Here is a 25,706-nt window from a genome sequence, read left to right as displayed (position 1 = left end):
CTGGCGAGTCCATACGGGCCAAGGGGCGAGAAGCCTTTTGGCGGCAGGCCGGGCCTTCACAGGCTTGCGCCCACCATCATCGCAACATCTGCCAGCCGGTGCGCATAGCCCCATTCGTTGTCGTACCATGCGTAGATCTTCACCTGCGTGCCGTTCACCACCATGGTCGACGGCGCATCCACGATGGAGGACCGCACGTCGTTCACGTAATCGCAGCTCACCAGCGGACGCTCCTCGTATCCCAGGATGCCTTTCAGCGGCCCCTCTGCGGCGGCCTTGAAAAGGGCGTTGACCTCCTCGACCGTGGTGGCGCGCTCCACCTCGAACACGCAATCGGTCAGCGAGGCATTGAGCAGCGGCACACGCACCGCATGTCCGTTCAGCCGGCCCTTCAGCTCCGGGTAGATGAGAGTGATCGCCGTGGCCGAGCCGGTGGTTGTCGGGATCAGCGCGTTCAGGGCCGAGCGTGCGCGGCGCAGATCCTTGGCCGGGCGGTCCACGATGGTCTGGGTGTTGGTCACGTCGTGGATGGTCGTCATGGAGCCATGGCGAATGCCCAGCCCCTCGTGGATCACCTTCACCACCGGAGCAAGGCAGTTGGTCGTGCAGGAGGCCGCGGTGACGATCCGGTGGTTTGCCGGATCGTAGGTTTCGTGGTTCACCCCCATGACAATGTTCGCGGCGTTGCCGTCCTTCACCGGAGCGGAGACCACGACCTTCTTCACCCCGCGTTCGAAATAGGGGGCGATCCGGGCCTCGGTCTTGAAATAGCCGGTGCAATCGATGACCACGTCCACGCCGTCCAGCGGAAGGTCGTCCAGCGACCTGGCCGAATGGACCGGCAGGCGCACCCCGTCGATGGTGATGCTGTCCGCGTCCGACGAAAACTCGGCATCCCAGCGCCCGTGCACGGTGTCGAACTCCAGGAGGTGCGCGTGCATCGCGGGGTCGCCCACCGCATCGTTGATCCAGGCGATCTGCGCGCCCCTGTCCAGCAGCGGCTCAAGCACCAGCTTTCCCATACGGCCAAGACCGTTCACCGCGTATCTGGTCATGCGGCATCTCCCACAGCTCGCCCGATGTTGTCGATCCGCGCCTGCAATGCCGCGCGGTCCAGAGTCTCCACCGGCAGCGCAGCGAAAGCGGCGATCCTGTTCTTCAGAGCGCCATAGACCTGCTGAAAGGCCAGCCTGCGCTCTGCCTTCGTTCCGGTGGCCTTCACCGGGTCGGGCTGCCCCCAGTGACCGGACATCGGCTGACCGGGCCACGGCGGGCATTCCTCGTTCGCCGCCGTATCGCAGACGGTGAAGACGAAATCCATCTTCGGCGCACCCTCGCCCTTGAACTCCGAGATAGTCTTGGAGCGCAGCGGCGATACGTCATGCCCCTTGGACTCCAGCAGCGCCACCGCTTGGGGGTTCAGCTCCGATTGCGGCCTCGTCCCGGCCGAGAAGACCTCGAACCGGTCGCCGGCCATTTCGCGCAGCAGCGTCTCGGCAAAGATCGACCGGGCTGAGTTGCCGGTGCATATGAACAGCACGTTCCACTTGCGCGTCTTATGGACCGTCATGAGCACGTCCTTCTCTGACAGGTTGAAACAGATGTCGCCGCGGCCACGGCAGCAGTCGGCGACGAGAAAATTCACCAGCCGCCCCGATCCTCCGGTGTCCGCGGCATAAAGGAGCGATGTGCCCTGCCGCTCCTGCGTGACGAGCCCGGCCTGCCGAAGCTGCGCCAGTGCCGCCGACAAGGACGAGGGCGGCATCCCCAGCGTCTCTGCCAGATCGCCCGCCGGCACACGGTCCGGGTATCGCCGCATCAGCAGCCGAAACAGCGACAGACGCTTGGGATGGGCCAGCGCGGTGAGTTGCGCGAGGTGGATTTGATCAACTGATTCCATATTTCCGGAATATTGGAAATAATGCGATTCAGCAAGTGCCTTCGTGCCCGCGTCGCCTTTCCATCTGCAACACGCCGGACCCGGAACCTCTGGCCCAAGGGATGTGCGGCGCCTATGGAACCGTAGCGGCAGCCACGCGTTGAGCGGCGCCATGCCCCGGCCATGCAATCAGAGAGCTCTCGATGCGCGTCTTCCACTGCCCCAACTGCGGGACCAACGTCTTCTTCCACAACACCGCCTGCGGCTGTGGGCAGACCGTCACCTTCGACCCTGACACGCAGAGCATGCTGGCCGATGCGCAGTTCTGCGCGAACCGGGACGAGATCGGGTGCAACTGGAAGGCGGAGGACGGTCCGCTTTGCCGGGCCTGCGCGATGACCGAGACGGTGCCCGACCTGCGCGAACCCGACAACCTGCCGCTCTGGGAGCGCAGCGAACAGGCCAAACGCTGGGTGATCGCCAACCTCGTGCGCTGGGGCTGGTTCACGGCGCAGGATACGGGCGCCCGCCCGGTCTTCAAGATGCTGTCCGAGCAGACGGCCACTGGCGAGATGGATGTCGTCATGGGCCATGCGAACGGCGAAATCACCATCAACGTGACCGAGGCTTCGGACGCCGTGCTGGCCGACCGGCAGGAGCGTTTCGGCGAACTCTACCGCACGATGATCGGACACATGCGCCACGAGATCGCGCATTTCCTGTTCCTGCGCCTGTCGGAGAATCAGACCTTCCTTGCAGATTTCCGGGCGCGGTTCGGCGACGAACGGGCGGATTACGCCGCGGCCCTGAAAGAGCATTACGACAACCCCAAAGCGCCCGATGGCACGCATATCACCGCCTATGCCACCGCCCATCCGCACGAGGACTGGGCCGAGACGATCGCGCACCTGCTGCACCTCACCGATCTGCTGGACAGCGCGGCCTCGACCGGTTTGTCCCTGCCCGACGGGCCGCCGCGGGACTACGACGCCTACGTGGAACGGGACACGGAGGTGCTGCTGACCCTCGCCGTCGACCTGACCATCGCCATGAACCACGTGAACCGGGCGCTGGACCTGCCAGACCTCTACCCCTTCGTGCTGACACCGGGCATGCGCGACAAGCTGGCCTTTGCCCATGGAGCGGTGCGGCTGGCCTAGGATTTCCGGCGTGTCCGTGCCGGAGTGGCGCCAGCACGATCGCGCGCCCGCGCCCTGATCTGGGTACGGGCTGCGGGCGTTGGGTTTTCAGGTATTTTGCCAAGATGAAGGAGGGGCGTGGCGCTGGCCTAGGGTCAGGACTCGTTCTCTCTCAAAGCCAGAAGATCACGGTCGCAGCGAGTGCGATCGCTGAGAAGAAGGTCTTTGGGCATCGGTCATAACGGGTCGCCACCCGTCTCCAATCCTTGAGCCTGCCGAACATGATCTCGATCCGGTTGCGACGCTTGTACCTGCGCTTGTCGTACGGGACGGGCGTCTTCCGTTTCGTCCGGCCCGGGATGCAAGGGCGTATCTTCTTGTCTTGCAAGGCTTCTCTGAACCAGTCGGCATCGTAGCCGCGATCTCCGAGCAGCCATTTCACGTCTGGCAGCCCGCCGACCAGCGCACGCGCCCCGATGTAGTCGCTGACGGGGCCGGCAGTCAGGAACAGGTCGATGGGCCGGCCATGGCTGTCGCAGACGGCGTGCAACTTCGTGTTCATGCCTCCCTTCGTCCGGCCAATCAGCCGTCCACGCCCCCCTTTTTCACGCCCAGGCTGGACGCCGTGCGATGGGCCTTCAGATGAGTTGCGTCGATCATCACGGTCGTCTCCTCACCATGCTCGCCCGCCAGCCCGGCCATGATCCGGGCGAAGACGCCTCTATCGCTCCACCGCTTCCAGCGGTTGTAGAGTGTCTTGTGCGGGCCGTATTCCCTTGGCGCATCTCGCCACCGCAATCCATTGCGATTGATAAAGATAATACCGCTCAGAACGCGCCGGTCATCAACCCGGGGCTTGCCGTGCGACTTGGGGAAGTAAGGCTCCAGACGCGCCATCTGCGCATCGCTCAACCAGTAGAGATCAGACATGTTCACCGCTCGTTTTCGAACGGTGAATCACGCTCGCTCAACCAAATCAATGGGTCCTGAACCTAGGGTTGCTCCTTGTGGCCGGCCACCGGTTGCTCAGGCCAGCGACGGGAGCCAGAGCACGATCCACGGGAAGGCCACCAGCAGTGCGATGGTCACGGCATCCGCCACGAAGAATGGCGTGACCCCGCGAAAGACATCCTGCACCGACAGCTCCGGACGCACACCCGCCACGACGAAGCAGTTCAGTCCGATGGGTGGTGTGATAAGGCAGAACTCCGCCATCTTCACCACGAGGATGCCGAACCAGATCGCGCACATCGTGCCGTTCATGCCGAAGGCGCTGTCGGCGGCCGTTACGGCTTCCCCGCCGTTCAGTGCCATGACAGCCGGGTAGACCACCGGCAAGGTCAGCAGCAGCATGCCGATGGCATCCATGAACATGCCGAGCACCGCGTAGGCCAGCAGGATGCACACTAGGATCAGGAGCGGCGGATAGTGCAGCGACGAGATCCAGTCGGCGAAGGCCGAGGGCAGGTCCGCGAAGCCGAGAAACCGCACGTAGATCAGCACGCCCCAGATGATGGTGAAGATCATGATCGACAGCTTCGCCGTCTCGACCAGGGCGTCCATCAGCTCCGGCAGGCGCATGCCGCGCCAGATCGCCATGAGGAAGACGATGAAGGCCCCGATGGCACCGCCTTCGGTGGGCGTGCCCCAGGCGTCGCCGCCGAAGGGGTTGTAGACGAAGAAGATGATGATGACGACCACCGCCACGATGGGCAGTGCCGGCGGCAGGCTGGCGAAGCGCTGGCGCCAGGTGAAACCACCCACCGGCGGCCCGAAACCCTTGATGACCAGCGCCATGCCGACGATCAGCAGCCCGTAGACGATCGCCGAGAACACGCCCGGAATGAAGCCCGCGAGCAGCAGCTTGCCCACGTCCTGTTCGACGATGATGGCGTAGATCACGAGGATCGCCGAGGGCGGGATAAGAGAGGCCAGCGTGCCGCCCGCCGCCACCACGCCTGCCGCGAAGCGCTTGTCGTAGCCGATTTTCAGCATCTCGGGGATGGCGATGCGGGCAAAGACCGCCGCCGTCGCGACGGAGGCGCCCGACACCGCCGCGAAGCCCGCCGTGGCGAAGACTGTGGACACTGCCAATCCGCCCGGCACCCAGGCGATCCAGCGTTTCGCTGCCTCGAAGAGCGCGCGTGTCAGCCCCGCGTAATAGGCCAGATAGCCGATGAGGATGAACGTCGGGATCAGGCTCAGCGCCTGGCTCGCGACCTTGCCGTGCGGCACCTGTCCGGCGGTCTTCACCGCAACACCCAAAGCCCAGCCGAAGTCCTCTGGGTCGTAGCCCTTCTTCGACCAGAAGATCCAGATCAGACCCACAAGCCCGGCCATCGCGGCGGCGAAAGCCACGCGCATGCCCAGAACGACCAGCACCAGCATGCCGCCGGTCACCCACAACCCGATTTCGATAGAGGTCAGTTCCATGCCGTCACGGCCTCGCGGATCGTTGGAAGGTCGCCGTCATGTGTCGTGCCCCTGCATGTGGTCGGCCTCTGCCGCCGCCTGTTCCGCCGCCGACTGCACAAGCGGCACTGCCACCGGCCGGTCGAGCCCGAGCACGAACGCCCGCCCGAAGCCCCAGAGCTGCAGCAGCAACCGCAGGCTGATGACCGAGAAGGCCACCGGCACCACCAGCTTGGCGGGCCAGATCGGCAGTCCGATGTCGATGGAGGAATCCCGGCTCCAGTTCGGCTTGGCGATGTCGAAGGAGCGGTCGAAATGCGCCCAGGTTCCCCAGACCAGCAGCACCATCAGCACCAGCACGAGCAGCGTCGTCAGGAACTCCGCCAGCCAGAGCGCCCGGCCGCCAAGCGCGCCGACGAGGATGTCCATGCGGATGTGCCCGCCCTGCCGCTGCACATAGGATATGCCGAAGATCGCGATCACCGGCATCGCCGCCTGGATCCAGTCGACATAGCCACGGAGCGGTTCGTTGAACAGGTTGCGCCCGCCGACCGACCAGACCGCCAGCAGCATCAGGGCAAAGGCGCCAAGGCCCGAAACGAAGGCCATGCTCCATTCGAGCTTCAGTAAGGTCCGGTCGAGCCTGGACAGGAGACTGCCGTCTTCAAGGACCGATGCGGTGCCGGCCATGCGACCTCCCTCGAAAAGGATTCGGTTGTCGGGAAAACCGGGTCCGGGCAGCCCTGCGCCCGGACCCGCATCGTCAGTTGGTCGCGCGCGCCTCGTCGAGGGTCGTGTTGACGAGGTCGTAAAGCTCCTGCGCCGGAATCCCCTGCGCGGACATCTCCTCGATCCAGGCGTCACGGATCGGCGCGCCGCCGACGTCCCGGAACTTGGCCAGTTCCTCGTCAGAGATCATCACTTTCTCGACCCCCTTCTCTTCCAGCACTTCGTCCCACTGCTTCAGCAGCTTGCCGTAGTTCTCGAGATAATAGGCGATTGCCTCGTCGACGGAACTGTCGAGCGCTTCGCGTTCCGCGTCGCTGAGCGCCTCGTAGGCGTCGATGTTGACGACCACGGGGCAGTTGACGGTGCCCGGGTTCAGGTTGGCCGTCCACCAGTCTGCCTGGTTGATGGTGCCGAAGCTCAGATGCGCGTGCTGCGCGAAGGCCACCGTATCGACCACGCCGGATTCCATCGCCTGGTAAGCCTCGGATGAGGTCACGGAGGTCGGCACCCCGCCCACCGCCGTGAACGCCTTGCCCAGGCCGCCGGTCGCGCGGACCCGCATGCCGTCGAACTCGGCGACCTCGTCACGCGGCTCGCCGGTGCCGACAATGTTGTACTGCGGCATCGGCGAGGTCATCAGCATCTTCGCGTTCCACTGCGCCATTTCCTCCGCGACGGCGGGATGGGCATAGACCGCGTGGCTGACCGCCACCTCCTCGTCGAGGTTCGACACGCCCAGGAAAGGCAGCTCCAGCACGGTGATCGCGCGGTTCTTGTCGGGGTGGTAGCCCGCGCAGAACTGCGCCATTTCGAAGGCGCCGATGGAGATGCCATCCAGATTCTCGGTGTTCTTCGACAGGCCGCCATAACTGATGTTCATGGTAAATTCGCCGCCTGTCTTCTCCTCGACCAGCTCGGCCAGCTTGTGGATGTGTTCCGTGAACGCGCGCCGTTTGCCCCAGACCGAGACGTTCCATTCCGTGGCCGCGGCCTCGCTGGCAATGCTCAGCGCCAGCGCCGAGACGCAGATCTTCGTCATCATGTTGGACATGTCATCCTCCCCTAATGTGATGGCGGTTTGGTCCGCTCTGACCCCGAGCCTAGACAAACGCGGACGCGGCGCAACCCTCTAGCTGGCGCGAAAGTCCCAGCGGGAGAGAATCGCCCGGATGACCCGTTAGCGGTATACATCCGCATACCGCATCGTTTTGTCACACCCTGCTTGGGCGCCGGGACACGCCCATTGAGGGCATGCGCACCTGCGACACCCGCATGACGAAAGCTCGCTGTCCTCCTGAAAAAACAGGGGTGTTAGCGCTGTGTCGGCAAAATTATTTACAGATTGTCACGCTATTTTCCACAGAATTTACACAAAACTCTTTATTTAATCGTGTGTTATGGATTTGTTTTCGGTTGTCGTTATTGTGCCTCCAGTCGCGGTGACCCAAGGGAATGCCGCATCTGAAATGCTTCTTTTGGAGGGGAGGACATCCATGAACGATCACGCTCAACCGACCGCCGCAACCTATCCGCCGTCGTCCGATACGGTGTCCCGAGCGCATGTTGATGCGTCGAAGTACGAGGCGATGTATGCGGCCTCTGTGTCCGATCCGGATGCGTTCTGGGCGGAGCAGGCGGGGCGGCTCGACTGGATGAAGCAGCCGTCGGAGATCCGCAACGTCGATTTCACCCTCGGCCAGGTGTCGATCGAGTGGTTCCGGGACGGCACGCTGAACGTCGCGGCCAACTGCGTCGACCGCCACCTCGAGACCCGCGGCAACCAGACCGCGATCATCTTCGAGCCCGACGACCCCAACGAGCAGGCGCAGTCGATCTCCTACAACGACCTGCACCGCCGCGTCTGCCGCATGGCCAACGTCCTGGAGAGCCTGGGCGTCCGCAAGGGCGACCGCGTGGTCATCTATCTGCCGATGATCCCCGAGGCCGCCTACGCCATGCTCGCCTGCGCCCGCATCGGCGCGATCCACTCCATCGTCTTCGCCGGCTTCTCTCCGGACGCGCTGGCCGCCCGCGTCAACGGCTGCGACGCCAGGCTGGTGATCACCGCCGACGAGGCCCCGCGCGGCGGCCGCAAGACCCCGCTGAAGACCAATGCCGACAAGGCGCTTCTGCACTGCAAGGACAGCGTGAAGTGCCTCGTGGTGAAGCGCACCGGCGGCCAGACCACCTGGGTCGACGGGCGCGATTTCGACTACAACGAGATGGCGCTGGAAGTCTCCGACTACTCCCAACCCGTTGAAATGAATGCCGAAGACCCGCTCTTCATCCTCTACACCTCCGGGTCCACGGGGCAGCCGAAGGGAGTCGTACACACCACAGGTGGATATTTGGTTTACGCCGCCCTCACCCACGAGGTCACCTTCGATTACCACGACGGCGACGTCTACTGGTGCACCGCCGACGTGGGCTGGGTCACCGGGCATTCCTACATTGTCTACGGGCCCTTGGCGAACGGCGCGACCACGCTGATGTTCGAGGGCGTGCCCACCTGGCCCGACGCCAGCCGCTTCTGGCAGGTCTGCGAGAAGCACCGGGTTAACCAGTTCTACACCGCGCCGACCGCGATCCGCGCGCTGATGGGCCAGGGCAACGAATTCGTAACGAAATGCGATCTATCTTCGCTGCGACTCCTGGGGACGGTGGGCGAACCGATCAACCCGGAGGCCTGGAACTGGTACAACGACGTCGTCGGTCAGGGGCGCTGCCCGATCGTCGATACATGGTGGCAGACCGAAACCGGCGGGCACATGATGACCCCGCTGCCGGGCGCGCATGCCACGAAACCCGGCGCCGCGATGCGGCCGTTCTTCGGCGTCCAGCCGGTCGTGCTCGACCCGCAGTCCGGGGCAGAGATCGACGCCGTCCCGACAGAGGGCGTGCTGGCCATCAAGGACAGCTGGCCCGGCCAGATGCGCACCGTCTGGGGCGACCACGAACGGTTCGAGAAGACCTACTTCTCGGACTACAAGGGCTACTACTTCTCCGGCGACGGCTGCCGCCGGGACGCCGACGGCGACTACTGGATCACCGGCCGGGTCGACGACGTGATCAACGTCTCGGGCCACCGCATGGGCACGGCAGAGGTCGAATCGGCCCTCGTCGCGCATGAGAAGGTCGCCGAGGCCGCGGTCGTCGGCTACCCGCACGAGATCAAGGGCCAGGGCATCTACTGCTACGTGACCCTGATGAACGGCGTCGAGCCCACCGAAGAGCTGCGCAAGGAGCTGCGCACCTGGGTCCGCCAGGAGATCGGCCCCATCGCCTCGCCCGACCTCATCCAGTGGGCCCCAGGACTGCCGAAAACCCGCTCCGGCAAGATCATGCGCCGCATCCTGCGCAAGATCGCCGAAAACGACTACGGCGCCCTCGGCGACACTTCAACCCTCGCAGAACCAGCCGTCGTCGACGACCTCATCGAAAACAGAATGAACAGGGGGGCCTGACCGATGGACGGCGCACAGACCCCCAACACCTCCCCCGTTCTGATCCTGCTCGGCCCCCCGGGGGCCGGCAAGGGCACGCAGGCCCGGATGCTCGAAGAGCGGTTCGGCTTCGTCCAGCTCAGCACCGGTGACCTGCTGCGCGCGGCGGTCGCCGCCGGCACGGACGCCGGCCGGCGCGCCAAGGCGGTGATGGAAGCGGGCGAGCTTGTCTCCGACGAAATCGTCATCGCGATCCTGCGCGACCGCATGGCCCAATCCGACTGCGCGCAGGGCGTCATTCTCGACGGCTTCCCGCGCACTGCCGTCCAGGCGGAGGCGCTGGACACGCTGTTGCAGGAGACCGGTCAGAAGATCGACGCGGCCATCAGCCTCGAAGTCGAAGACGCCGCGATGGTGACCCGCATCTCGGGCCGCTTCACCTGCGGCGGTTGCGGCGAGGGCTACCACGACAGCTTCAAGCAACCGCAGGCCATGGGCACCTGCGACAAGTGCGGCGGGACGGAGTTCAAGCGCCGCGCCGACGACAATGCCGAGACGGTGGCCAGCCGACTGGAGGCCTACCACGCCCAGACCGCGCCGCTCATCGCCTATTACAAGGCTCAGGGCGCGCTGATCGGCATCAATGCCATGGGCGAAATCGACGACATCGCGCGCAAGATGACCGCGATCGTGAAGACAGCCACGGCCTGACCGCCGGGGCAAACCCCGTGGCCCGGCAGGCCGCGGGGACGCGCAGACACGCGCATCAAGAGAGGGGCGCCTCGCGGGTCAACTCCCGGCGGGGCGGATAACTGGGAAGGAGGACCCGCGACATGGCGGACCATACCACGAATTCGGCCGCGCAGGCCGAGGCCGGCAAAAGCTACTGGCAAGCCAACCTGCGCCTCATCATCATCTGCCTCGTCATCTGGGCGCTGTGCAGCTTCGGTTTCGGCATCCTGCTGCGCCCGATGCTGTCCGGCATCGCCGTGGGCGGGACCGACCTGGGCTTCTGGTTTGCCCAGCAGGGATCGATCCTGGTCTTCCTGGCGCTGATCTTCTTCTACGCCTGGCGGATGAACAAGCTCGATAAAGAATTCGGCGTGGACGAGGAATAAGAGCCATGGATCAGTTTACCATCAACCTGCTGTTCGTCGGCGCGTCCTTCGCGCTCTACATCGGCATCGCGATCTGGGCCCGTGCGGGCTCCACGTCGGAATTCTACGCCGCGGGCCGCGGCGTGCACCCGGTCACCAACGGCATGGCCACCGCGGCGGACTGGATGTCGGCGGCGTCGTTCCTGTCGATGGCGGGCCTCATCGCCTTCACCGGCTACGACAACTCCGCCTTCCTGATGGGCTGGACCGGCGGCTACGTGTTGCTGGCGCTGCTGCTCGCGCCCTACCTGCGCAAGTTCGGCAAGTTCACCGTGTCCGAGTTCATCGGCGACCGCTTCTATTCGCGGACCGCGCGCCTTGTCGCGGTGCTGTGCCTGATCATCGCGTCCATCACCTACGTGATCGGACAGATGACCGGCGTCGGCGTGGCCTTCGGCCGCTTCCTCGAAGTCGACACCACCACCGGCCTGCTGATCGGCGCGGTGATCGTGTTCGCCTACGCGGTGTTCGGTGGCATGAAGGGCGTGACCTACACGCAGGTCGCGCAGTACGTCGTTCTGATCCTCGCCTACACCATCCCGGCGATCTTCATCTCGCTGCAACTGACCGGCAACCCGATCCCGGCGCTCGGCCTCTTCGGCTCGACCGCGGACGGCACGCCCCTGCTGACCACGCTGGACCAGATCGTGACAGAGCTGGGCTTCAACCAGTACACCGCCCACAACGGCGACACGCTGAACATGGTGCTCTTCACCCTGTCGCTGATGATCGGCACCGCCGGCCTGCCGCACGTCATCATGCGGTTCTTCACCGTGCCGAAGGTGTCCGACGCACGCTGGTCCGCCGGCTGGGCACTGGTCTTCATCGCGCTGCTGTACCTGACGGCCCCGGCCGTGGGCGCCATGGCACGCCTGAACATCACCCAGCAGTTCTGGCCGGAAGGCACCGCCGCGCAGGCCGTGTCCATCGAGCAGATCGAGAACGACCCCGAGTACGACTGGATGTCCACCTGGCAACAGACCGGCATGCTCGGCTGGGAAGACAAGAACGGCGACGGCCGCATCCAGTACTACAACGACAAGTCGCCCGCGATGCAGGAACGCGCCGCCGCCGAAGGCTGGACCGGCAACGAGCTGACCAACTTCAACAACGACATCCTGGTTCTCGCGAACCCGGAGATCGCCAACCTGCCCTCCTGGGTGATCGGCCTCATCGCCGCTGGCGGTCTCGCCGCCGCGCTCTCGACCGCCGCCGGTCTCCTGCTCGCCATCTCCTCGGCCGTCAGCCACGACCTCATGAAGGGCCAGCTGACCCCGAACATCTCGGAGAAGGGCGAACTGATGGCGGCCCGCGTCGCCATGGCCGTGTCCATCGCCGTGGCCACATGGCTGGGCCTCAACCCGCCGGGCTTCGCGGCACAGACGGTGGCGCTTGCCTTCGGTCTCGCCGCGGCGTCGATCTTCCCGGTGCTGATGATGGGCATCTTCTCGAAGGTGAACAACAAGGGCGCCGTGGCCGGCATGCTGGCGGGCCTGATCGTGACGCTGGTCTACATCTTCCTCCACAAGGGCTGGTTCTTCATCCCCGACACCAACAGCTACACCGACGCGGCGCCGCTGCTCCTGGGGATCAAGTCGACCTCCTTCGGTGCGGTGGGTGCGATCATCAACTTCGCGGTGGCGTTCACCGTGTCGTCGATGACCAAACCGATCCCGCGCGAGATCGAGGAACTGGTTGAATCGGTCCGCATCCCGCGCGGTGCAGGCGCGGCGGTCGACGGCCACTGAGGCCAGCGACCAGACCGACACGCAACGGCCGGATCCGCCCCCGCGGGTCCGGCCATTTTTCGGCAACGCCCACCTGCGCGCCTGAACGGTCCCTCCGCAGACAGGCGCGTCAGCGGCCGGAAAAGACGCAAGCTCCCTTCCCTTTCCGCAAGGCCCCGCGCTATGCCGGGCACACGTTCTTGGCAAAGGACCCGTGATGCCGATCGACAACGACGCCCTGCGCAGGTTCCTGACCTCGGTCCATCCCTACGACGCGCTTGCGCCCGAGGTGCTGGAAGACCTGCTGCCCGCCTTCCGTCCGCAGAACATCGCCGCGGACCAGCCGGTCTACGAGCTCGACGCACCGCTCGACGGTCTCTACCTGATCCATTCCGGCGGCGTCGCCGTGCGCGACCGCAACGATGTCCAGATCTCTGCACTGGGGCCGCGCAACTCCTTCGGCGAACGCGGCCTGACCCGCGACGGGCGCGCCGTGACCTCCGCCCGCACGACCGAGGACTCGCTGCTGCTGGTCCTGCCCCGGCCCGATTTCCTGCGCCTCGTCGAAACCCAGCCCGCCGTGGCCAGGTTCTTCGACCGGGGCCGCACCGCGCGGCCGAAGCGCGCCGACCTCTCGACCAGCCGGGCCGAGACGCTGATGGCCACCCGCCCCCTCACCTGCACCCCCGACACCACGGTCCGGGACGCCGCCCGGATGATGGACGAACGGCACGTCTCCTCGATCTGCATCACCGAGGCCGGCATGCTGCGCGGCATCGCCACGATCCGCGACATGTCGGGCAAGGTGGTGGGCGGGGGCCTGCCGCTCGACACGCCGATCGCCCGGATCATGACCGCCGCGCCGGTGACCCTGCCGCCCTCGGCCATCGGCTCCGACGTGCTTCACATGATGATGGAGCGGCGCATCGGCCACGTGCCCATCACCGAAGGCCCCCGCCTCGTCGGCATGGTCACCCAGACCGACCTGACCCGTTTTCAGGCGATGAGCTCCGCCGAACTGGTGGCCGAGATCGCGCAGGCCGCCGACACGCAGGCCATGGCCCGTGTCACCGCCCGCATCCCGCAGCTTCTGGTGCAACTGGTGGCCGCCGGCAACCGGCACGAGGTCACCACCCGGCTCATCACCGACATCGCCGACACCGCGACGCGCCGCCTGCTGACCCTGGCGGAGGAGAGGCTCGGCCCGCCCCCGGTCCCCTACCTCTGGGCCGCCTGCGGCAGTCAGGGCCGGCAGGAACAGACCGGCGTCTCGGATCAGGACAACGTGCTGATCCTGTCGGACGATTTCACCGAGGACATGCGCCCCTACTTCGCCGCCCTCGCGCAGGAGGTCACAACCGGCCTCGACGCCTGCGGCTACGTCTTCTGCCCCGGCGAAATGATGGCCTCTGCCCCGCGCTGGTGCCAGCCGCTCGCCACGTGGCGCGGCTATTTCCGCAACTGGATCAACAGGCCAAACCCCGAGGCGCAGATGCTCGCCTCCGTCATGTTCGACCTGCGCGCCATCGGCGGCGAGTCCTCCCTGCTCGACAACCTGCGGCAACAGACCCTTCAGGACGCCTCGAAGAACTCGATCTTCGTGGCGCACATGGTGTCGAATGCCCTGAAGCACACGCCTCCGCTGGGTCTCTTGCGGGGCTTCGCCACGATCCGTTCGGGCGAATACAAGAACCGCATCGACCTGAAGCATTCGGGCGTCGTGCCCGTGGTCGACCTTGGCCGCGTCCATGCGCTGAAAGGACGGCTGGCCGTGGCCAACACCCGCGCCCGGCTGGAGGCCGCCGTCGCCGCTGGCGTCCTCAGCCAGAGCGGCGGGCAAGACCTGATCGACGCCTACGACCTGATCGCCGAAACCCGGCTGGAGCATCAGGCCCGTCAGGTGAAATCCGGCGATGCCCCGGACAACTACCTGGCGCCTTCCAGCCTTTCCGATTTTGAGCGAAGTCATTTGCGCGACGCCTTCGTCGTGGTGAAGTCGCTGCAATCGGCACTGGGCCACGGCAAGGGCATGCTGGGATGAGCGGCGGTGCGGCGCAGCCAATGAAAGGTCCGGGGGACCTCTCCAGCCGCGACCGGGCGAAGCTCCGGGCAGACGACGGGGCCGCCCAGCCGATGGGCCGTCTAGCCAGGGGAACGGCGTCGCCGAATACCGTCCCCAAGCCGCCTGTGATCGGCCAGGGGACGGCTACGCCGGGCTGAAGTACAAGGGACATGCACCGGACGCACCCGGCGCAGTCCCCGTGAAGGAGGAGAAAGAATGTTCCTGGAATTACTGGCCGTGATCTTCGCGGGCTTCGCCGGGGCCGGTGCCATGCTGCTGCTGACACGTGTCACGCGACTGCCGAAATGGCTGGTTCCGGTGGGCGCGGGCGTCGCGATGCTGGCGGCGACGATCTCTTCCGAATACAGTTGGTACGCCCGCACGTCGGACAATCTGCCCGAAGGTCTGACCGTGGCGCAATCCGTCACCTCCAGCGCGCCTTGGCGACCGTGGACCTATGTCGTGCCGATGACCGACCGCTTCGTCGCGGTCGAGACCGGGCGCCTGAGACCCAACATGGAAACCCCGCAGACCTTCCTGACAAAGCTTTACTTCTTCGGCCGCTGGAAGCCCGTCACCATCGTCGACATCATGATCGACTGCGACGCCGGACGCCGCGCCGACCCGGCACTCGGCGACGACTCGCCCCCGGTCTGGCGCGAGGTGGGCGCCGACGACCCGATCGTGAAGACCGTGTGCGAGGCCGCGTGACATGCTCTCCGGCCTCAGCCTCCGACTGCGGATCTTCCTGTTCTTCTGCCTCATTGCGCTCGGCGGCACGGCACTGGCGGGCACGGCGCTCTGGTTCGGCTACACGCGGGCGGAGGCGACGGACGACGTCAACGGCTTCACCCTCGCCGCGATCCTGATCGCCTTCGGGTTCACCGCCCTCTGCGCCGGGGTCTGGCTGCTGTTCGACGAAAACGTGGCCAAGCCCATCGAACGACTGTCGGCCGACCTCCGCGCCCATGCGCATGCCGGGATCGGCACCCGCGTCGACACCGATGCCGCGCGCTACCTCGGCGACCTCGGCCCCGCCGCCTCGGCGCTCAGCTCGCAGCTCTCCGCCAGCACGCTGGCCAGCGCCGACCGCATCGCCGCGGAAACCGCGCGGCTCGAATCCGAGAAGGCCCGCCTGACCGCGCTCCTGACCGAAATTCCCGTCGCCACCATCCTCGTGGGCAGCGCCGACCAGATCGTGCTCTACGACGGGCAGGCCGCCGAAGTGCTGGCCTCGCAGGGCATTCCCCGTCTGAATGCACCCGTCACCGACTATTTCGACGGTGCCGCGCTCAAGGGGCTGCGCAAGCAGATGAACCGGACCGGGCGCGAGGTCGCCGCGACGCTGCCCGGCCACGACCGCGCCCAAAGCTACGACGCCCGGCTGCGCCCGATGGACGGCGGAGGCTACATCATCCTGGTGGATGCCGCGCATCTCGACCTGCCGCCCGACGCCGCCCGCCCCCTGACCTATGACTTCGCGCTGCTCGACCAGGCCCCCGGCGCACTCGACGCCATGCCGCTCGGGCGGCTGACCTACACGGTGCTCGACACCGAGACGACGGGCCTCCTGCCCCACAAGGACGAGATCGTGCAGATCGGCGCAGTGCGCATCGTCAACGGACGCATCGTGCCGGGCGAGCGCATGGACCAGCTCGTCAACCCAGGCCGCCCGATCCCGCCCGCCTCTTCGAAGGTACACGGCGTGACCGATGCCATGGTGGCCGGCGCACCCGGCATCGCCGAGGCCGGGCGACGCTTCCACACCTTCGCGCGCGACAGCGTGATCGTGGCGCACAATGCGCCCTTCGACATGGCCTTCCTGCACCGCCACAAGACCCGTATGGGCGTGGAATGGACCCACCCGATCCTCGACACGGTGCTTCTCTCGGCGGTCCTCTTCGGCGCGTCGCAGACCCACACACTCGACGCACTCTGCGACCGCCTCGCCGTGACCATCCCGCCGAACCTGCGCCATACCGCGCTCGGCGACGCGCAGGCCACAGCGGAGGTCTTCGGCCGCATGCTTCCCATGCTCGAAGCCCGTGGCATGACAACACTGGAAGACGTACTGGCGGAAACCAAGCGACACGGCCGCCTGATCGAGGACCTCAACTGAACGATCAACGCGCACCGCGCCTGCCATCACGCAGGCAAAGCTGCAAACCGACGCGCAGGCAGGTATTTTTTGCCAAGATGAAGGGCAAGACGCGCGCGCCCTTCATCTTGGTCATAAATACCTGAAAACCGGACATGACCGCCGGCGCACGTATCCCTTTTGGCGATCGCCTTCGGATTGGAACCAGGCAGCGCGCCCGAAGGGCGCGCGGGTCGCCTCGCCCCAGCGAGGCGAAACCCTCAGTTGCGCCGCCACTCCGCCAGCGGCGTTCCCGACGCCGCACAGTCCCGCAGCACCGGAGACAGCTTCCAGGCAACCGGGTCTTCCTCGGCCAGCACCTTCAGCTTCGCCACGATTTCCGGCACGCCCCATTCATCCGCGTACCACATCAGACCGCCGCGCCAGCGCGGGAAGCCGTAGCCGAAGAGGGTCACCAGGTCGATGTCCAGGGCCCGCGCCGCGATCCCTTCTCCGAGGATGTCCGCTGCCTCGTTGATCATCGCCAGGAGCAGCCGCTCCCGGATCTCATCGGGGGCATAGTCGACGCGCACAATCCCGGCGAAATGCGCCTCTTCCAGCGCGAGGTCCGCTACGATGGGATCCTCCACCTTGCCGCCGCCGCCCGGGTAGCGATACCAGCCCGCCCCGGTCTTGCGCCCCAGCTTGCCCAGTTCGACCATTCGGTCGGCAATGGGGATATAGCGCCGCGCGGGATCGCGCGTCGCGTCCTGCCGCCGGCGGTTGGCATGGGCGATGTCCAGACCCGACAGGTCCTGTGCCTCGTAAGGTCCCATGGCGTAACCGAAAGCCACCATCGCCTCGTCGATCTCCCACGGGGTGGAGCCGTCCATCAGCACCGTGTCCGCCGCCTCGCGGTAACGCGCAAGGATACGGTTCCCGATGAACCCGTCGCAGACCCCGGCGAGCACCGGCACTTTCCTCAGCGTCTTCGCCAGCGCAAAGCCGGAGGCCAGCGCCCGGTCCGAGGTCGCCTCTCCCTTCACGATCTCCAGAAGTTTCATGATGTGCGCGGGCGCGAAGAAATGCAGCCCCACCACGCGCGCAGGGTCGTCCACCGACCGCGCGATCTCGTCGATGTCGAGGTAGGATGTGTTCGTCGCAAGCACCGCGTCCGGCGACAGTGCCGCCTGCAACCGCCCGAAGATCTCGCGCTTGACGTCCATCGACTCGAAGGCCGCCTCGATCGCCAGCCCCGCACCTTCCGCCGCCGCATAGTCCGACGCCACCGCCAGCCGCGCCCGGCGTTCCTTTGCACCGGCTTCAGAGATCAGGCCGCGTTTCAACGAGGCATCTACGATCCGGCCGACGTTCTCCTCTGCGCGCGTCACCCCATCGGCACCTGTTTCCAGCAGCGTCACCCGCAACCCGGCGTTCAGGCAGGCATAGGCGATCCCCGCGCCCATCGTACCGCCGCCAACCACCGCGACGTGGCCCGTGTCGCCCGGCGCGTCTTCCAGCCAGCGGGGCGCCTTCGCCCCGCGTTCGGCAAAGAAGACATGCCGCAGCGCCCGCGCCTGGCTGTCCGTCCGAAGCGTCAGGAAGGCCCTGCGCTCCTCCGCCAGCCCCTCGGCCAGTGTCACCGCCGGGGTCGAGGCGATCAGCGCGATGGCTGTCAGTGGCGCCACCTGTTGCGGCATCTTCTTCGCTGCCAGAGCCTGCGCCGCCTCAACCGCCTCCGCGTCCATCTCCGGCACGGGCAGGTCGCAGACCGGCGCGGCCAGCGCCAGCGTCCCCACGTCCAACCCCAGCGCGACCGCCAGCGGATCCACCGCCACCCCGTCGACCAGCCCCAGCGCCTCCGCCCTTTCGGCGTTGACCGGCTTGCCGGTGGGGATCAACTCCAGCGCCGCCGCCATGCCGATCAGCCGCGGCAGGCGTTGCGTCCCGCCCGCCCCCGGCACCACGCCGAGCGTGACCTCCGGCAGGCCGATCTGTACCCCCGGCGCCGCGATCCGGTAGCGGCACGCCAAGGCCAGCTCGCAGCCGCCCCCCAGCGCCACGCCGTTGATCGCCGCCACCCATGGCACCTCGCAGGCCTCGATGCCCGCCACGACGTCGTTCAGGTGCGGTGCCACGGCGGGCGCGTCGAACTCCCGGGCATCGCCGCCCGCGGCAAAGGCCCGGCCCGCACCCGTCAGCACCACGCGGCTCAGCCCCTCTTCCGTCCCGGCCCGCGCCAAAGCCGCCACCAGCCCCTCCCGCACCGCGAGAACGATGGCGTTCACCGGCGGGTTGTCCAATGTCACGATCAGGGCCGTGCCCTCTCTGCGGCAGCTCACAGCCATCCGTCACTCCTTCCGTGGCAGCCCGCGGCCGCCGGTCAATCCAGAAAACCCTCGTCCGCCAGAAGCGCCTTCATCGCCGCCAGGCTCTCGTCCAGCGTGGCCCCGCTGGTGTCGAGCTGCGCGTGCGCCCGCTCGTACAGCACCTCGCGGGCACGCAGGATGGTGCGCAACTGCTGCATCGCCTCCGGCTGTCCCGCCATGGGCCGCAGGTCGCCCTGCGCGCGCACCCGCGCCATGTGCTCCTCCGGCGCCGCCTTGACCCACACGGTGTGGAACCGCTCCAGCACACGCTCGTAGGTGGCGCTTTCCGCCACCAGCCCGCCGCCGACGGCCAGGACGATCCGCTCATGGGCCGAGATCACGCCTTCCAGCGCCTCCGCCTCCAGCTCGCGATAGCCTTCCGCGCCATACAGCGCCATGATCTCCGCCACCGGCATCCCGCCGATCCGCGCAATCTCCGCGTTGAGTTCGAGGAAAGGCACCCCCAGCGCCTCGCCGGCCAGCCGTCCCAGCGTCGACTTGCCCGCGCCGCGCAGCCCGACAAGACACACCCGCTGCGCCCGCGCGCCTTCCGGCGCCTGCGCCTCCAGCAGCGCCAGCACCCGCGCCTGCATGCCGCGGTCGGCCCGGCGGAACAGCTCCGACACGCGCAGCACCTCGGACGACCACGGATCGTCCGCCCCCACCAGCCGCTCCACCGAAAGGTCGAGCGCGCAGGCCACCTTGGTCAGCAACCCGATCGAGATATTGCCCTCGCCGGTTTCAAGCTGCGCCAGGTAGCGCGGCGAAACCCCCGACATCTCCGACAACACGCGGCGCGGGATGTGACGGGCCTCGCGGGCGCGGCGGACACGGTCGCCGACACGGGCCAGCAAGGCCTCCACCGCATGATCCGCCTCCGCCCCGCGTTTCCCCAAGTCCACCGTCAAAGGCCCAGCCTTGCGCATACCATTCGTACCGTTGTGAATTATAGTGCACACACTAGCCGCTTCACCACCCGTGGCAACGGCAAACGGGTGCGGTCCCGCCCCCGTCCGACACACCGCGACGCTGCACCGGCCGCCCCTAGTTCAGATGCGCCTCCACCACCGCCCGGATATCCTCCGGCGGCGGCGCCTTGCGAAAACGCGGCACGGCGATGAACACGCAGGTGAACCGCCCCTCGAAACACAGCACACCGTCCTGCCGTCCCAGCACTTCGAAACTGACCGAGGTCTCGCCCAGCCGCACCGGGCGCACGGCGCAGAGCAGCCGGTGGCGCGGCGTGACCGGACTGCGGAAATCGATGGTCATGTTGACGAACGGCGTGCCGACACCGCGGTCCAGCTCCATCTGGAACCAGCCGCCGCCCAGCTTCTCCTCCCACCAGGCGTTGATCGCATCCAGCGCGAACCAGGGGATGCGCGCCGTATAGGCGATCCGCGCGGGATCGCAGTCCCCCCAGGTCACCCGGATCTCATGCTCGAACGGCTGCCCCACGGCTTCCTCCTGCGACATTGCCCGCTGCCGGCCAAAGCGACGCGCCCCGCCCCTGCTTCTTTGCTTCCGAAATACTCCGGGGGTGTGGGGGCTGGCCCCCACGCAGGGTCCCGCCCGCTCAGTACGTCTCCACGTGATAGCGGCCCTCGTCGCGCATCGCGTCCCGCAGCGCGGTCCATTGCTGGCCGATGCTCTCGGCGATATTGGTCAGCGCCTTCTCGACGCCTTCCTCCATGCCGCGCAGACCGCAGATGTAGACATGGGTCTTCAAGTCCTGCAGCAGCTCCGCCACCCGCTCCTCCTCGGCGCGCATCCGGTCCTGCACGTATTCCTTCGCATCGCCCTGCCGCGAATAGACCAGATGCTGCTCCAGCAACGCCTCCGGCACCTTCTTCAGCGGGCCGAAATAGGGCAGCGCATCCGGCGTGCGCGCGCCGAAGAACATCACCATGCCCCCGGATTTTCCGCCCACCGTGCGCTGACGCCGCATGGTGAAGGCCCGCATCGGCGCCGATCCCGTGCCGGTGCAGATCATCAGAAGCCGCGCCTCCGGGTCGTCGGGCATCAGGAAGGTCGCGCCGAAGGGACCGGTCACCCGCACCTCGTCGCCGACCTTCAGGTCGCACAGGTAGTTCGAGCAAAGCCCCCCCGTCTCCCGCTTCACCGTCAGCGACACGTTGTTGTAGTTCGGCCGCTCGCCGTCGCGCGGGCTCGACACGGAATAAAGCCGCGGCAGATGGGGCTTGCCCTCCGCGTCCGCCCCCGGCGGGATGATCCCGATGGACTGACCTTCGAGCACCGGCATCGGCTGGCCCGCGAAGTCGAGGATGATATGGCGCACGTCGTGTCCCGGGTCCTTCGTCAGCGGCACGATCCCCGTGACCTTCGCGGTCGCGGGCTTGCCCAGCGTATACAGGTTCACCGTCGCCTTGGCCGCCGAGGCCGGTGCCTTGGCCTTGCCGCCCGCCCCCGCGTGCGCCTCCGCCAGAAGCGCGGCCATCGCTTCGTCCAGCGCTTCGAGACCGGTGTCCGCCTCGTCGGCGCCCAGGTCCTCCTGCTCCGGCAACTCCACCCAGCCGAACTGCGCATCCAGCGAATAGGGCTCCCTGACCACGCGCCACTCGTCGATCGAGCCAGTGGGACAGACCGGGATGCAATCCATGCAGAAGTTGCACTTGTCCGGGTCCACCACCACGTTGTCGTCGTTGTGGGTGATCGCCTCGATCGGACAGGTCATCTCGCATGTGTAGCAGCGGATGCAGATTTCCGGGTCGATCAGGTGCTGTTTCAACGGCTTGTTCATCAATCCTCCCACGGGGTCCCACGACGGGGACACGTCTGTGACGGTTTGGCAAGGACCCGGCATGGGTCTGGCAGGGCCCTGGCGCGCGGTCAGTCTCGGCGCAGCACCGCCTCCGGGACCGAGAGCATCTCGATCAGCTGCTCACACAGCCCCCGGCAGCCCGTGCAGCCGATGCAGCCGGGGCATCCGGCCTGTCCGGCGAGGAAGTCCTCGCCCAGTGCCGCCACGCGCGGTGCGTGGCCGATCTTGCGTTCCATCTGCATGACAAGGTCCTCCCCGACCCTTTCGAACGTCTATCAGAACATCCCGTTGCCGTGCGCCGCGGTCTCCGGCAGCAGCTGCAGGACGTCCCAGTGCTCCACGATCCGGCCCTCCGCGTCGAAACGGAAGATGTCGATGCCCGCGTAGTCCTCGTCGGGCCAGATCTGGTGACAGTGCAGGACGACAAGGTCGCCCTCGGCCACGGTCCGAACGAATTCCACCCGCTTGCCGGGGTACTCCCGCGCCATCCGCTCGAAGTAGGCGATGAACCCCTCCTTGCCCGAGGCGACATGCGGGTTGTGCTGGATGTAGTCGTCCCCGACATAGGCCGCCACTGCCTCCCTCGGACGACACTGGTTGAACATCATGTCGTAGAAGGCCCTGGCATTGGCCGTGTTGGTCGCCGGATCGCTCATCGCAGCACGCTCCTTTCCGGGTGGTCCGGGGCCGCGCCGCACGCACAGCCCCGGCTCCCGCACGGGCCTTCAGGCCATGTGCAGCTTGACGTACTCGAAGTCGCCCGGCTTGTTGTCGATCCCGACCTTCGGCGGCGCGATCCAGGACGCGAACTTGCCCGGCTCGAAGCACGGCTTCATCAGCGACTGGATGAAATCGCCGTCGGCCTGCGACGGCAGCCACTCGTCGCGGCGCTTCGCCCAGTCGTCCTCGGACAGGATGTTGCCCTCCGGGTCCGCCTTGATCGCCGAGAAGATGCCGATCTGGCGGTGGAACGCCTCGTGCGGCAGCCTGAGCTGGAAGTCGATCCCCGCCTTCTCGATGGTCTTGTTCCAGCGGCCCACGCCGCCGGCGGCATCGCGCACGTAATCGTCGCGCAGGCGCATGTTGATCGCGGTCAGCGCCGGCACGTCCTCGGCCACGATCAGACCGTCCCTGATCGAGCGTACAACGTAGGTGTCGCCCTTCAACTGGTGGTCGTCGTCGATCCGCGTCTCCATGTAGCGGCCCTTGATGCCCGCGTTGAAGGCATTGGCGGCGTTGGTCGACACCTCCTGCCCGAACAGGTCCAGAGACAGCGTGTAGTGCAGGTTCAGCTTCTTCTGGATCGTCGGCAGGTCGATCACACCCAGCTCACGGATCTTGTTGATATCGTAGGGATCGGTGATCCCTGCCTTGTTCATCGCCTCGCAGGTGGCCTGGATGGTGCGGCCGACGCCCGTCTCGCCCACGAACATGTGGTGCGCTTCCTCGGTCAGCATGAAACGGCAGGTCCGGCTGAGGGGATCGAAGCCCGACTGGGCCAGCGATTCGAGCTGCATCTTGCCGTCGCGGTCGGTGAAGTAGGTGAACATGAAGAACGACAGCCAGTCCGGCGTCTCCTCGTTGAAGGCCCCCAGCATGCGCGGCGCTTCGTCCGACCCGGACGACCGGCGCAAGAGGTCGTCCGCCTCCTCGCGGCCATCCTTGCCGAAATACTTGAACAGCAGGTAGACCATCGCCCAGAGGTGACGCCCCTCTTCCACGTTCACCTGGAAGAGGTTGCGCATGTCGTAAAGCGACGGCGCGGTGAGACCCAGGAACCGCTGCTGCTCGACCGAGCCCGGCTCCGTGTCCCCCTGGATCACGATCAGGCGCTTGAGCATGTTGCGATACTCGCCCGGAACCTCCTGCCACGCAGGCTGCCCCGCATGCTCGCCGCAGGGGATGCGCCGGTCTTCGACCTGAGGGGCCAGCAGGACGCCCCAGCGGTATTCCGGCATCTTCACGTAATCGAACTTCGCCCAGCCTTTCGGATCGACGGAAACGGCGGTCCGCAGGTAGACCATCGACTCCTGGAAATTCTGCGGGATCAGGTCGTTCCACCAGTTGATGTAACCCGGGTGCCAGCGCTCAAGCGCCTTGAGCACCTTCTTGTCACCCGAGAGCCCGACATTGTTCGGAATCTGGGTGTCGTAGCTCACGTTGATCAGGTCAAGCATTCCGTTTCCTCCTCGGTGATCCAGAGTTTTTGACGAAAACTCTGCCCCTCAAAGACTTTTCGGACGAAAAGTCTTCTGCCTCGCGCCGTTACACGCGCTCCATGTTGTAATCGCCCCGGACGCCGGTGCCGTAGCGCTGCAGCGCCCCGTTCTCGCCCACGGCATTCGGACGGATGAAGATCCAGTTCTGCCAGGCGGTCAGTCGGCCGAAGATCCGCGTCTCCATGGTTTCCGGCCCGGCAAAGCGCAGGTTCGCCTCCATCCCCGTCATCGCGTCCGGACTGAAGGAGGCCCGCTCCTCTAGGAAGATGCGGATCTCGTCCTCCCAGTCGATGTCGTCGAGGATCATGGTGACAAGGCCGGCCTCTTCCGCCGCCTCGGCCTCCAGCGCCTCGCCCTTCACCTCCGCGCAGGCGCCCAGCGCGGCATCGTCGTCCAGGAACCGGGTCTGCAGCCGGGTCAGCCCGTTCGCCATGGGCATCGGGCCGAAATTGGCATCCGACAGGGTGACGGTCGCGATGGGCCGGTTGTCGCCCTCGAACTCGTCTTCCATCATGTAGGACCGGTCCACCGCCCAGAGCAGCTCGGCCAGCACACCGGCAAAGCACGACCCGTGCTCCACCAGCGCCACCATCGAGCGCGAAGTCACGTCGACCCGCTTCAGCACACGCTTCCAGTACTCCAGCACCTCGTTGGCCAGCCAATGCGCCCTGTTGGCCATCAGGAGCGCCTCGTGTGCCAGCAGCTTCTCCGGGTCGCCCTGGGTCTTGAAGACCATCAGACCCAGCTCCGGCTCGTTCAGCCGCAGGTGCAGGATCGCGTCGTCGAGTTCGCGCGCCGCTCGCAGCATCCAGGACCGGTCGCCCTCGGCCTCGAAGGCCGCCATGTCGGCGGGCGCCTCGCCCTCCGGCCCCTTGACGAGGATCGTCACCGTCCGGCCGGCGCGGTCGGCCTGCACCTCCACCGTCGAATAGGTGACGGAACCGTCGTCGTGGAACGTCCGGTCCAGCGGCGTCAGCGCGATGCCCTTCTCGACGTCGGCCTTCTTCGACGCCGCAGCGAATTCGCGCGCCCGTTCGTCCACCGTGGCGTCGAACTTCGAGTTGGGGATCACCTCGTCGACCAGTTTCCACTCCTGCGCCCGCTTGCCGCGCACGCCTTCCTCGGTCGAGCAGAACACGTCCGCCCGGTCGCGGCGCACCTTGCGCTTGTCGGTCACCCGGGTCAGCCCGCCCGTCCCCGGCAGCACCGCCAGCAGAGGCACCTCCGGCAGCGACACGGAGGACGACGAATCGTCGGTCAGCATGATGTGATTGCAGGCCAGCGCCAGCTCGTAACCGCCGCCCGCGCAGGCGCCCTTGACCGCCGCGATGTACATCTGGCCGCTGTCCTCTTCCGCCGCCTCGAAGGTGTTGCGCGTCTCGTTGGTGAACTTGCAGAAGTTCACCTTGTGCGAATGTTTGGCCCCGCCCAGCATCCGGATGTTGGCGCCCGCGCAGAAGATCCGGTCCTTGTCGGACTTCATCACCACGACCTTGACCTCCGGATGCTCGAACCGCATCCGCTGGACGATGTCCGCCAGCTCGATGTCGACACCCAGATCGTAGGAGTTCATCTTCAGCTGGTAGCCGTCGAACAGGCCGCCGTTCTCGTCGACATCCATGTGCAGGTTCGCCACCGGTCCGTCGTAATGCACCTTCCAGTGCCTGTAGGCCGTGGGATCGACCTGGAAATCGATTCGCTTCGTCATCGC

The 25,706-nt window shown here is 66.4% G+C and carries 22 protein-coding genes; 8 read left to right on the top strand and 14 right to left on the bottom strand.

Annotated elements, in window-relative coordinates; genetic code table 11:
* Positions 1-56: 56 nt before the first annotated feature.
* Together ABFK29_RS08955 and ABFK29_RS08950 are read right to left on the bottom strand one after the other, a co-directional pair.
* Positions 57-1,055 (bottom strand): ArsJ-associated glyceraldehyde-3-phosphate dehydrogenase, encoded by a 999-nt coding sequence (locus ABFK29_RS08955; protein ID WP_005857190.1) that lies wholly within the window; start codon positions 1,053-1,055, stop codon positions 57-59.
* Complete coding sequence (locus tag ABFK29_RS08950) at positions 1,052-1,900, bottom strand: metalloregulator ArsR/SmtB family transcription factor (protein WP_005857188.1); 849 nt, start codon at positions 1,898-1,900, stop codon at positions 1,052-1,054. The genes ABFK29_RS08955 and ABFK29_RS08950 overlap by 4 nt, the downstream gene beginning before the upstream one ends.
* 182 nt (positions 1,901-2,082) lie before the next feature.
* Here ABFK29_RS08950 and ABFK29_RS08945 point away from each other — a divergent pair, with 182 nt between their 5' ends.
* Entirely contained in the window at positions 2,083-3,039 is a 957-nt protein-coding gene (locus tag ABFK29_RS08945) for a zinc-binding metallopeptidase family protein (protein WP_005857186.1), read from the top strand.
* Between the two features lie 151 nt (positions 3,040-3,190).
* On the opposite strand, the gene ABFK29_RS08940 is transcribed toward ABFK29_RS08945, so the two are convergent.
* The 4 genes from ABFK29_RS08940 to ABFK29_RS08925 form a co-directional block, all read right to left on the bottom strand.
* A protein-coding gene (locus tag ABFK29_RS08940; protein WP_085983406.1) for an IS5 family transposase occupies positions 3,191-3,948 on the bottom strand; the annotation gives its coding sequence in 2 pieces (ribosomal slippage) (positions 3,191-3,627 and positions 3,627-3,948; 759 coding nt in all).
* Between the two features lie 96 nt (positions 3,949-4,044).
* Positions 4,045-5,445 (bottom strand): TRAP transporter large permease, encoded by a 1,401-nt coding sequence (locus tag ABFK29_RS08935; protein WP_085983415.1) that lies wholly within the window; start codon positions 5,443-5,445, stop codon positions 4,045-4,047.
* A gap of 42 nt (positions 5,446-5,487) precedes the next feature.
* Positions 5,488-6,120, bottom strand: a complete 633-nt coding sequence (locus ABFK29_RS08930) for a TRAP transporter small permease subunit (RefSeq protein WP_005857182.1) — start codon at positions 6,118-6,120, stop codon at positions 5,488-5,490.
* A 73-nt stretch (positions 6,121-6,193) separates the two neighbouring features.
* Positions 6,194-7,210, bottom strand: a complete 1,017-nt coding sequence (locus tag ABFK29_RS08925) for a C4-dicarboxylate TRAP transporter substrate-binding protein (protein WP_005857180.1) — start codon at positions 7,208-7,210, stop codon at positions 6,194-6,196.
* A gap of 442 nt (positions 7,211-7,652) precedes the next feature.
* Between ABFK29_RS08925 and acs the strand changes: the two genes are divergently transcribed.
* The 7 genes from acs to ABFK29_RS08890 all read left to right on the top strand — a co-directional run bounded on the left by acs (position 7,653) and on the right by ABFK29_RS08890 (position 16,667).
* Positions 7,653-9,623, top strand: coding sequence for an acetate--CoA ligase (acs, locus tag ABFK29_RS08920; RefSeq protein WP_005857179.1), 1,971 nt, complete (start codon positions 7,653-7,655; stop codon positions 9,621-9,623).
* A 3-nt stretch (positions 9,624-9,626) separates the two neighbouring features.
* Positions 9,627-10,313 carry an adenylate kinase gene (locus ABFK29_RS08915; RefSeq protein ID WP_005857178.1) on the top strand — a complete coding sequence of 229 codons (687 nt, stop codon included), beginning with the start codon at positions 9,627-9,629 and terminating at the stop codon, positions 10,311-10,313.
* Positions 10,314-10,435: 122 nt separating this feature from the next.
* Entirely contained in the window at positions 10,436-10,720 is a 285-nt protein-coding gene (locus tag ABFK29_RS08910) for a DUF4212 domain-containing protein (protein ID WP_005857176.1), read from the top strand.
* A gap of 5 nt (positions 10,721-10,725) precedes the next feature.
* Entirely contained in the window at positions 10,726-12,507 is a 1,782-nt protein-coding gene (locus ABFK29_RS08905) for a sodium:solute symporter family protein (RefSeq protein WP_005857174.1), read from the top strand.
* A 196-nt stretch (positions 12,508-12,703) separates the two neighbouring features.
* Positions 12,704-14,527, top strand: a complete 1,824-nt coding sequence (locus ABFK29_RS08900; protein WP_005857172.1) for a DUF294 nucleotidyltransferase-like domain-containing protein — start codon at positions 12,704-12,706, stop codon at positions 14,525-14,527.
* Positions 14,528-14,764: 237 nt separating this feature from the next.
* Positions 14,765-15,259 carry a hypothetical protein gene (locus ABFK29_RS08895; protein WP_005857171.1) on the top strand — a complete coding sequence of 165 codons (495 nt, stop codon included), beginning with the start codon at positions 14,765-14,767 and terminating at the stop codon, positions 15,257-15,259.
* A 1-nt stretch (position 15,260) separates the two neighbouring features.
* Positions 15,261-16,667, top strand: coding sequence for a 3'-5' exonuclease (locus tag ABFK29_RS08890; RefSeq protein ID WP_005857169.1), 1,407 nt, complete (start codon positions 15,261-15,263; stop codon positions 16,665-16,667).
* Between the two features lie 239 nt (positions 16,668-16,906).
* On the opposite strand, the gene ABFK29_RS08885 is transcribed toward ABFK29_RS08890, so the two are convergent.
* The 8 genes from ABFK29_RS08885 to boxC all read right to left on the bottom strand — a co-directional run bounded on the left by ABFK29_RS08885 (position 16,907) and on the right by boxC (position 25,703).
* Positions 16,907-18,973: a 3-hydroxyacyl-CoA dehydrogenase NAD-binding domain-containing protein gene (locus tag ABFK29_RS08885; RefSeq protein WP_005857165.1), complete on the bottom strand. Its 2,067-nt coding sequence runs from the start codon at positions 18,971-18,973 to the stop codon at positions 16,907-16,909.
* Between the two features lie 35 nt (positions 18,974-19,008).
* Positions 19,009-19,896 carry a shikimate kinase gene (locus ABFK29_RS08880; protein WP_040604343.1) on the bottom strand — a complete coding sequence of 296 codons (888 nt, stop codon included), beginning with the start codon at positions 19,894-19,896 and terminating at the stop codon, positions 19,009-19,011.
* A gap of 142 nt (positions 19,897-20,038) precedes the next feature.
* Positions 20,039-20,470: an acyl-CoA thioesterase gene (locus ABFK29_RS08875; RefSeq protein WP_005857160.1), complete on the bottom strand. Its 432-nt coding sequence runs from the start codon at positions 20,468-20,470 to the stop codon at positions 20,039-20,041.
* Positions 20,471-20,570: 100 nt separating this feature from the next.
* The gene (gene boxA, locus ABFK29_RS08870) at positions 20,571-21,755 is read right to left on the bottom strand and encodes a benzoyl-CoA 2,3-epoxidase subunit BoxA (RefSeq protein ID WP_040604282.1); all 1,185 of its coding nucleotides are present in this window, start codon (positions 21,753-21,755) and stop codon (positions 20,571-20,573) included.
* Positions 21,756-21,844: 89 nt separating this feature from the next.
* On the bottom strand, positions 21,845-22,018 hold the full coding sequence (locus ABFK29_RS08865; RefSeq protein WP_005857156.1) for a hypothetical protein: 174 nt from the start codon (positions 22,016-22,018) through the stop codon (positions 21,845-21,847).
* Between the two features lie 33 nt (positions 22,019-22,051).
* Positions 22,052-22,432: a nuclear transport factor 2 family protein gene (locus tag ABFK29_RS08860; RefSeq protein ID WP_005857154.1), complete on the bottom strand. Its 381-nt coding sequence runs from the start codon at positions 22,430-22,432 to the stop codon at positions 22,052-22,054.
* 69 nt (positions 22,433-22,501) lie between these two features.
* On the bottom strand, positions 22,502-23,953 hold the full coding sequence (boxB, locus tag ABFK29_RS08855) for a benzoyl-CoA 2,3-epoxidase subunit BoxB (protein WP_005857152.1): 1,452 nt from the start codon (positions 23,951-23,953) through the stop codon (positions 22,502-22,504).
* A gap of 88 nt (positions 23,954-24,041) precedes the next feature.
* Complete coding sequence (gene boxC / locus ABFK29_RS08850) at positions 24,042-25,703, bottom strand: 2,3-epoxybenzoyl-CoA dihydrolase (RefSeq protein WP_005857150.1); 1,662 nt, start codon at positions 25,701-25,703, stop codon at positions 24,042-24,044.
* Positions 25,704-25,706 lie beyond the last annotated feature (3 nt).

This window comes from Sagittula stellata E-37 (assembly GCF_039724765.1).
Taxonomy (GTDB): Bacteria; Pseudomonadota; Alphaproteobacteria; order Rhodobacterales; family Rhodobacteraceae; genus Sagittula; species Sagittula stellata.
Note: the sequence above shows the minus strand (reverse complement) of the source record. Positions and strands in the feature narration are given on the sequence as shown.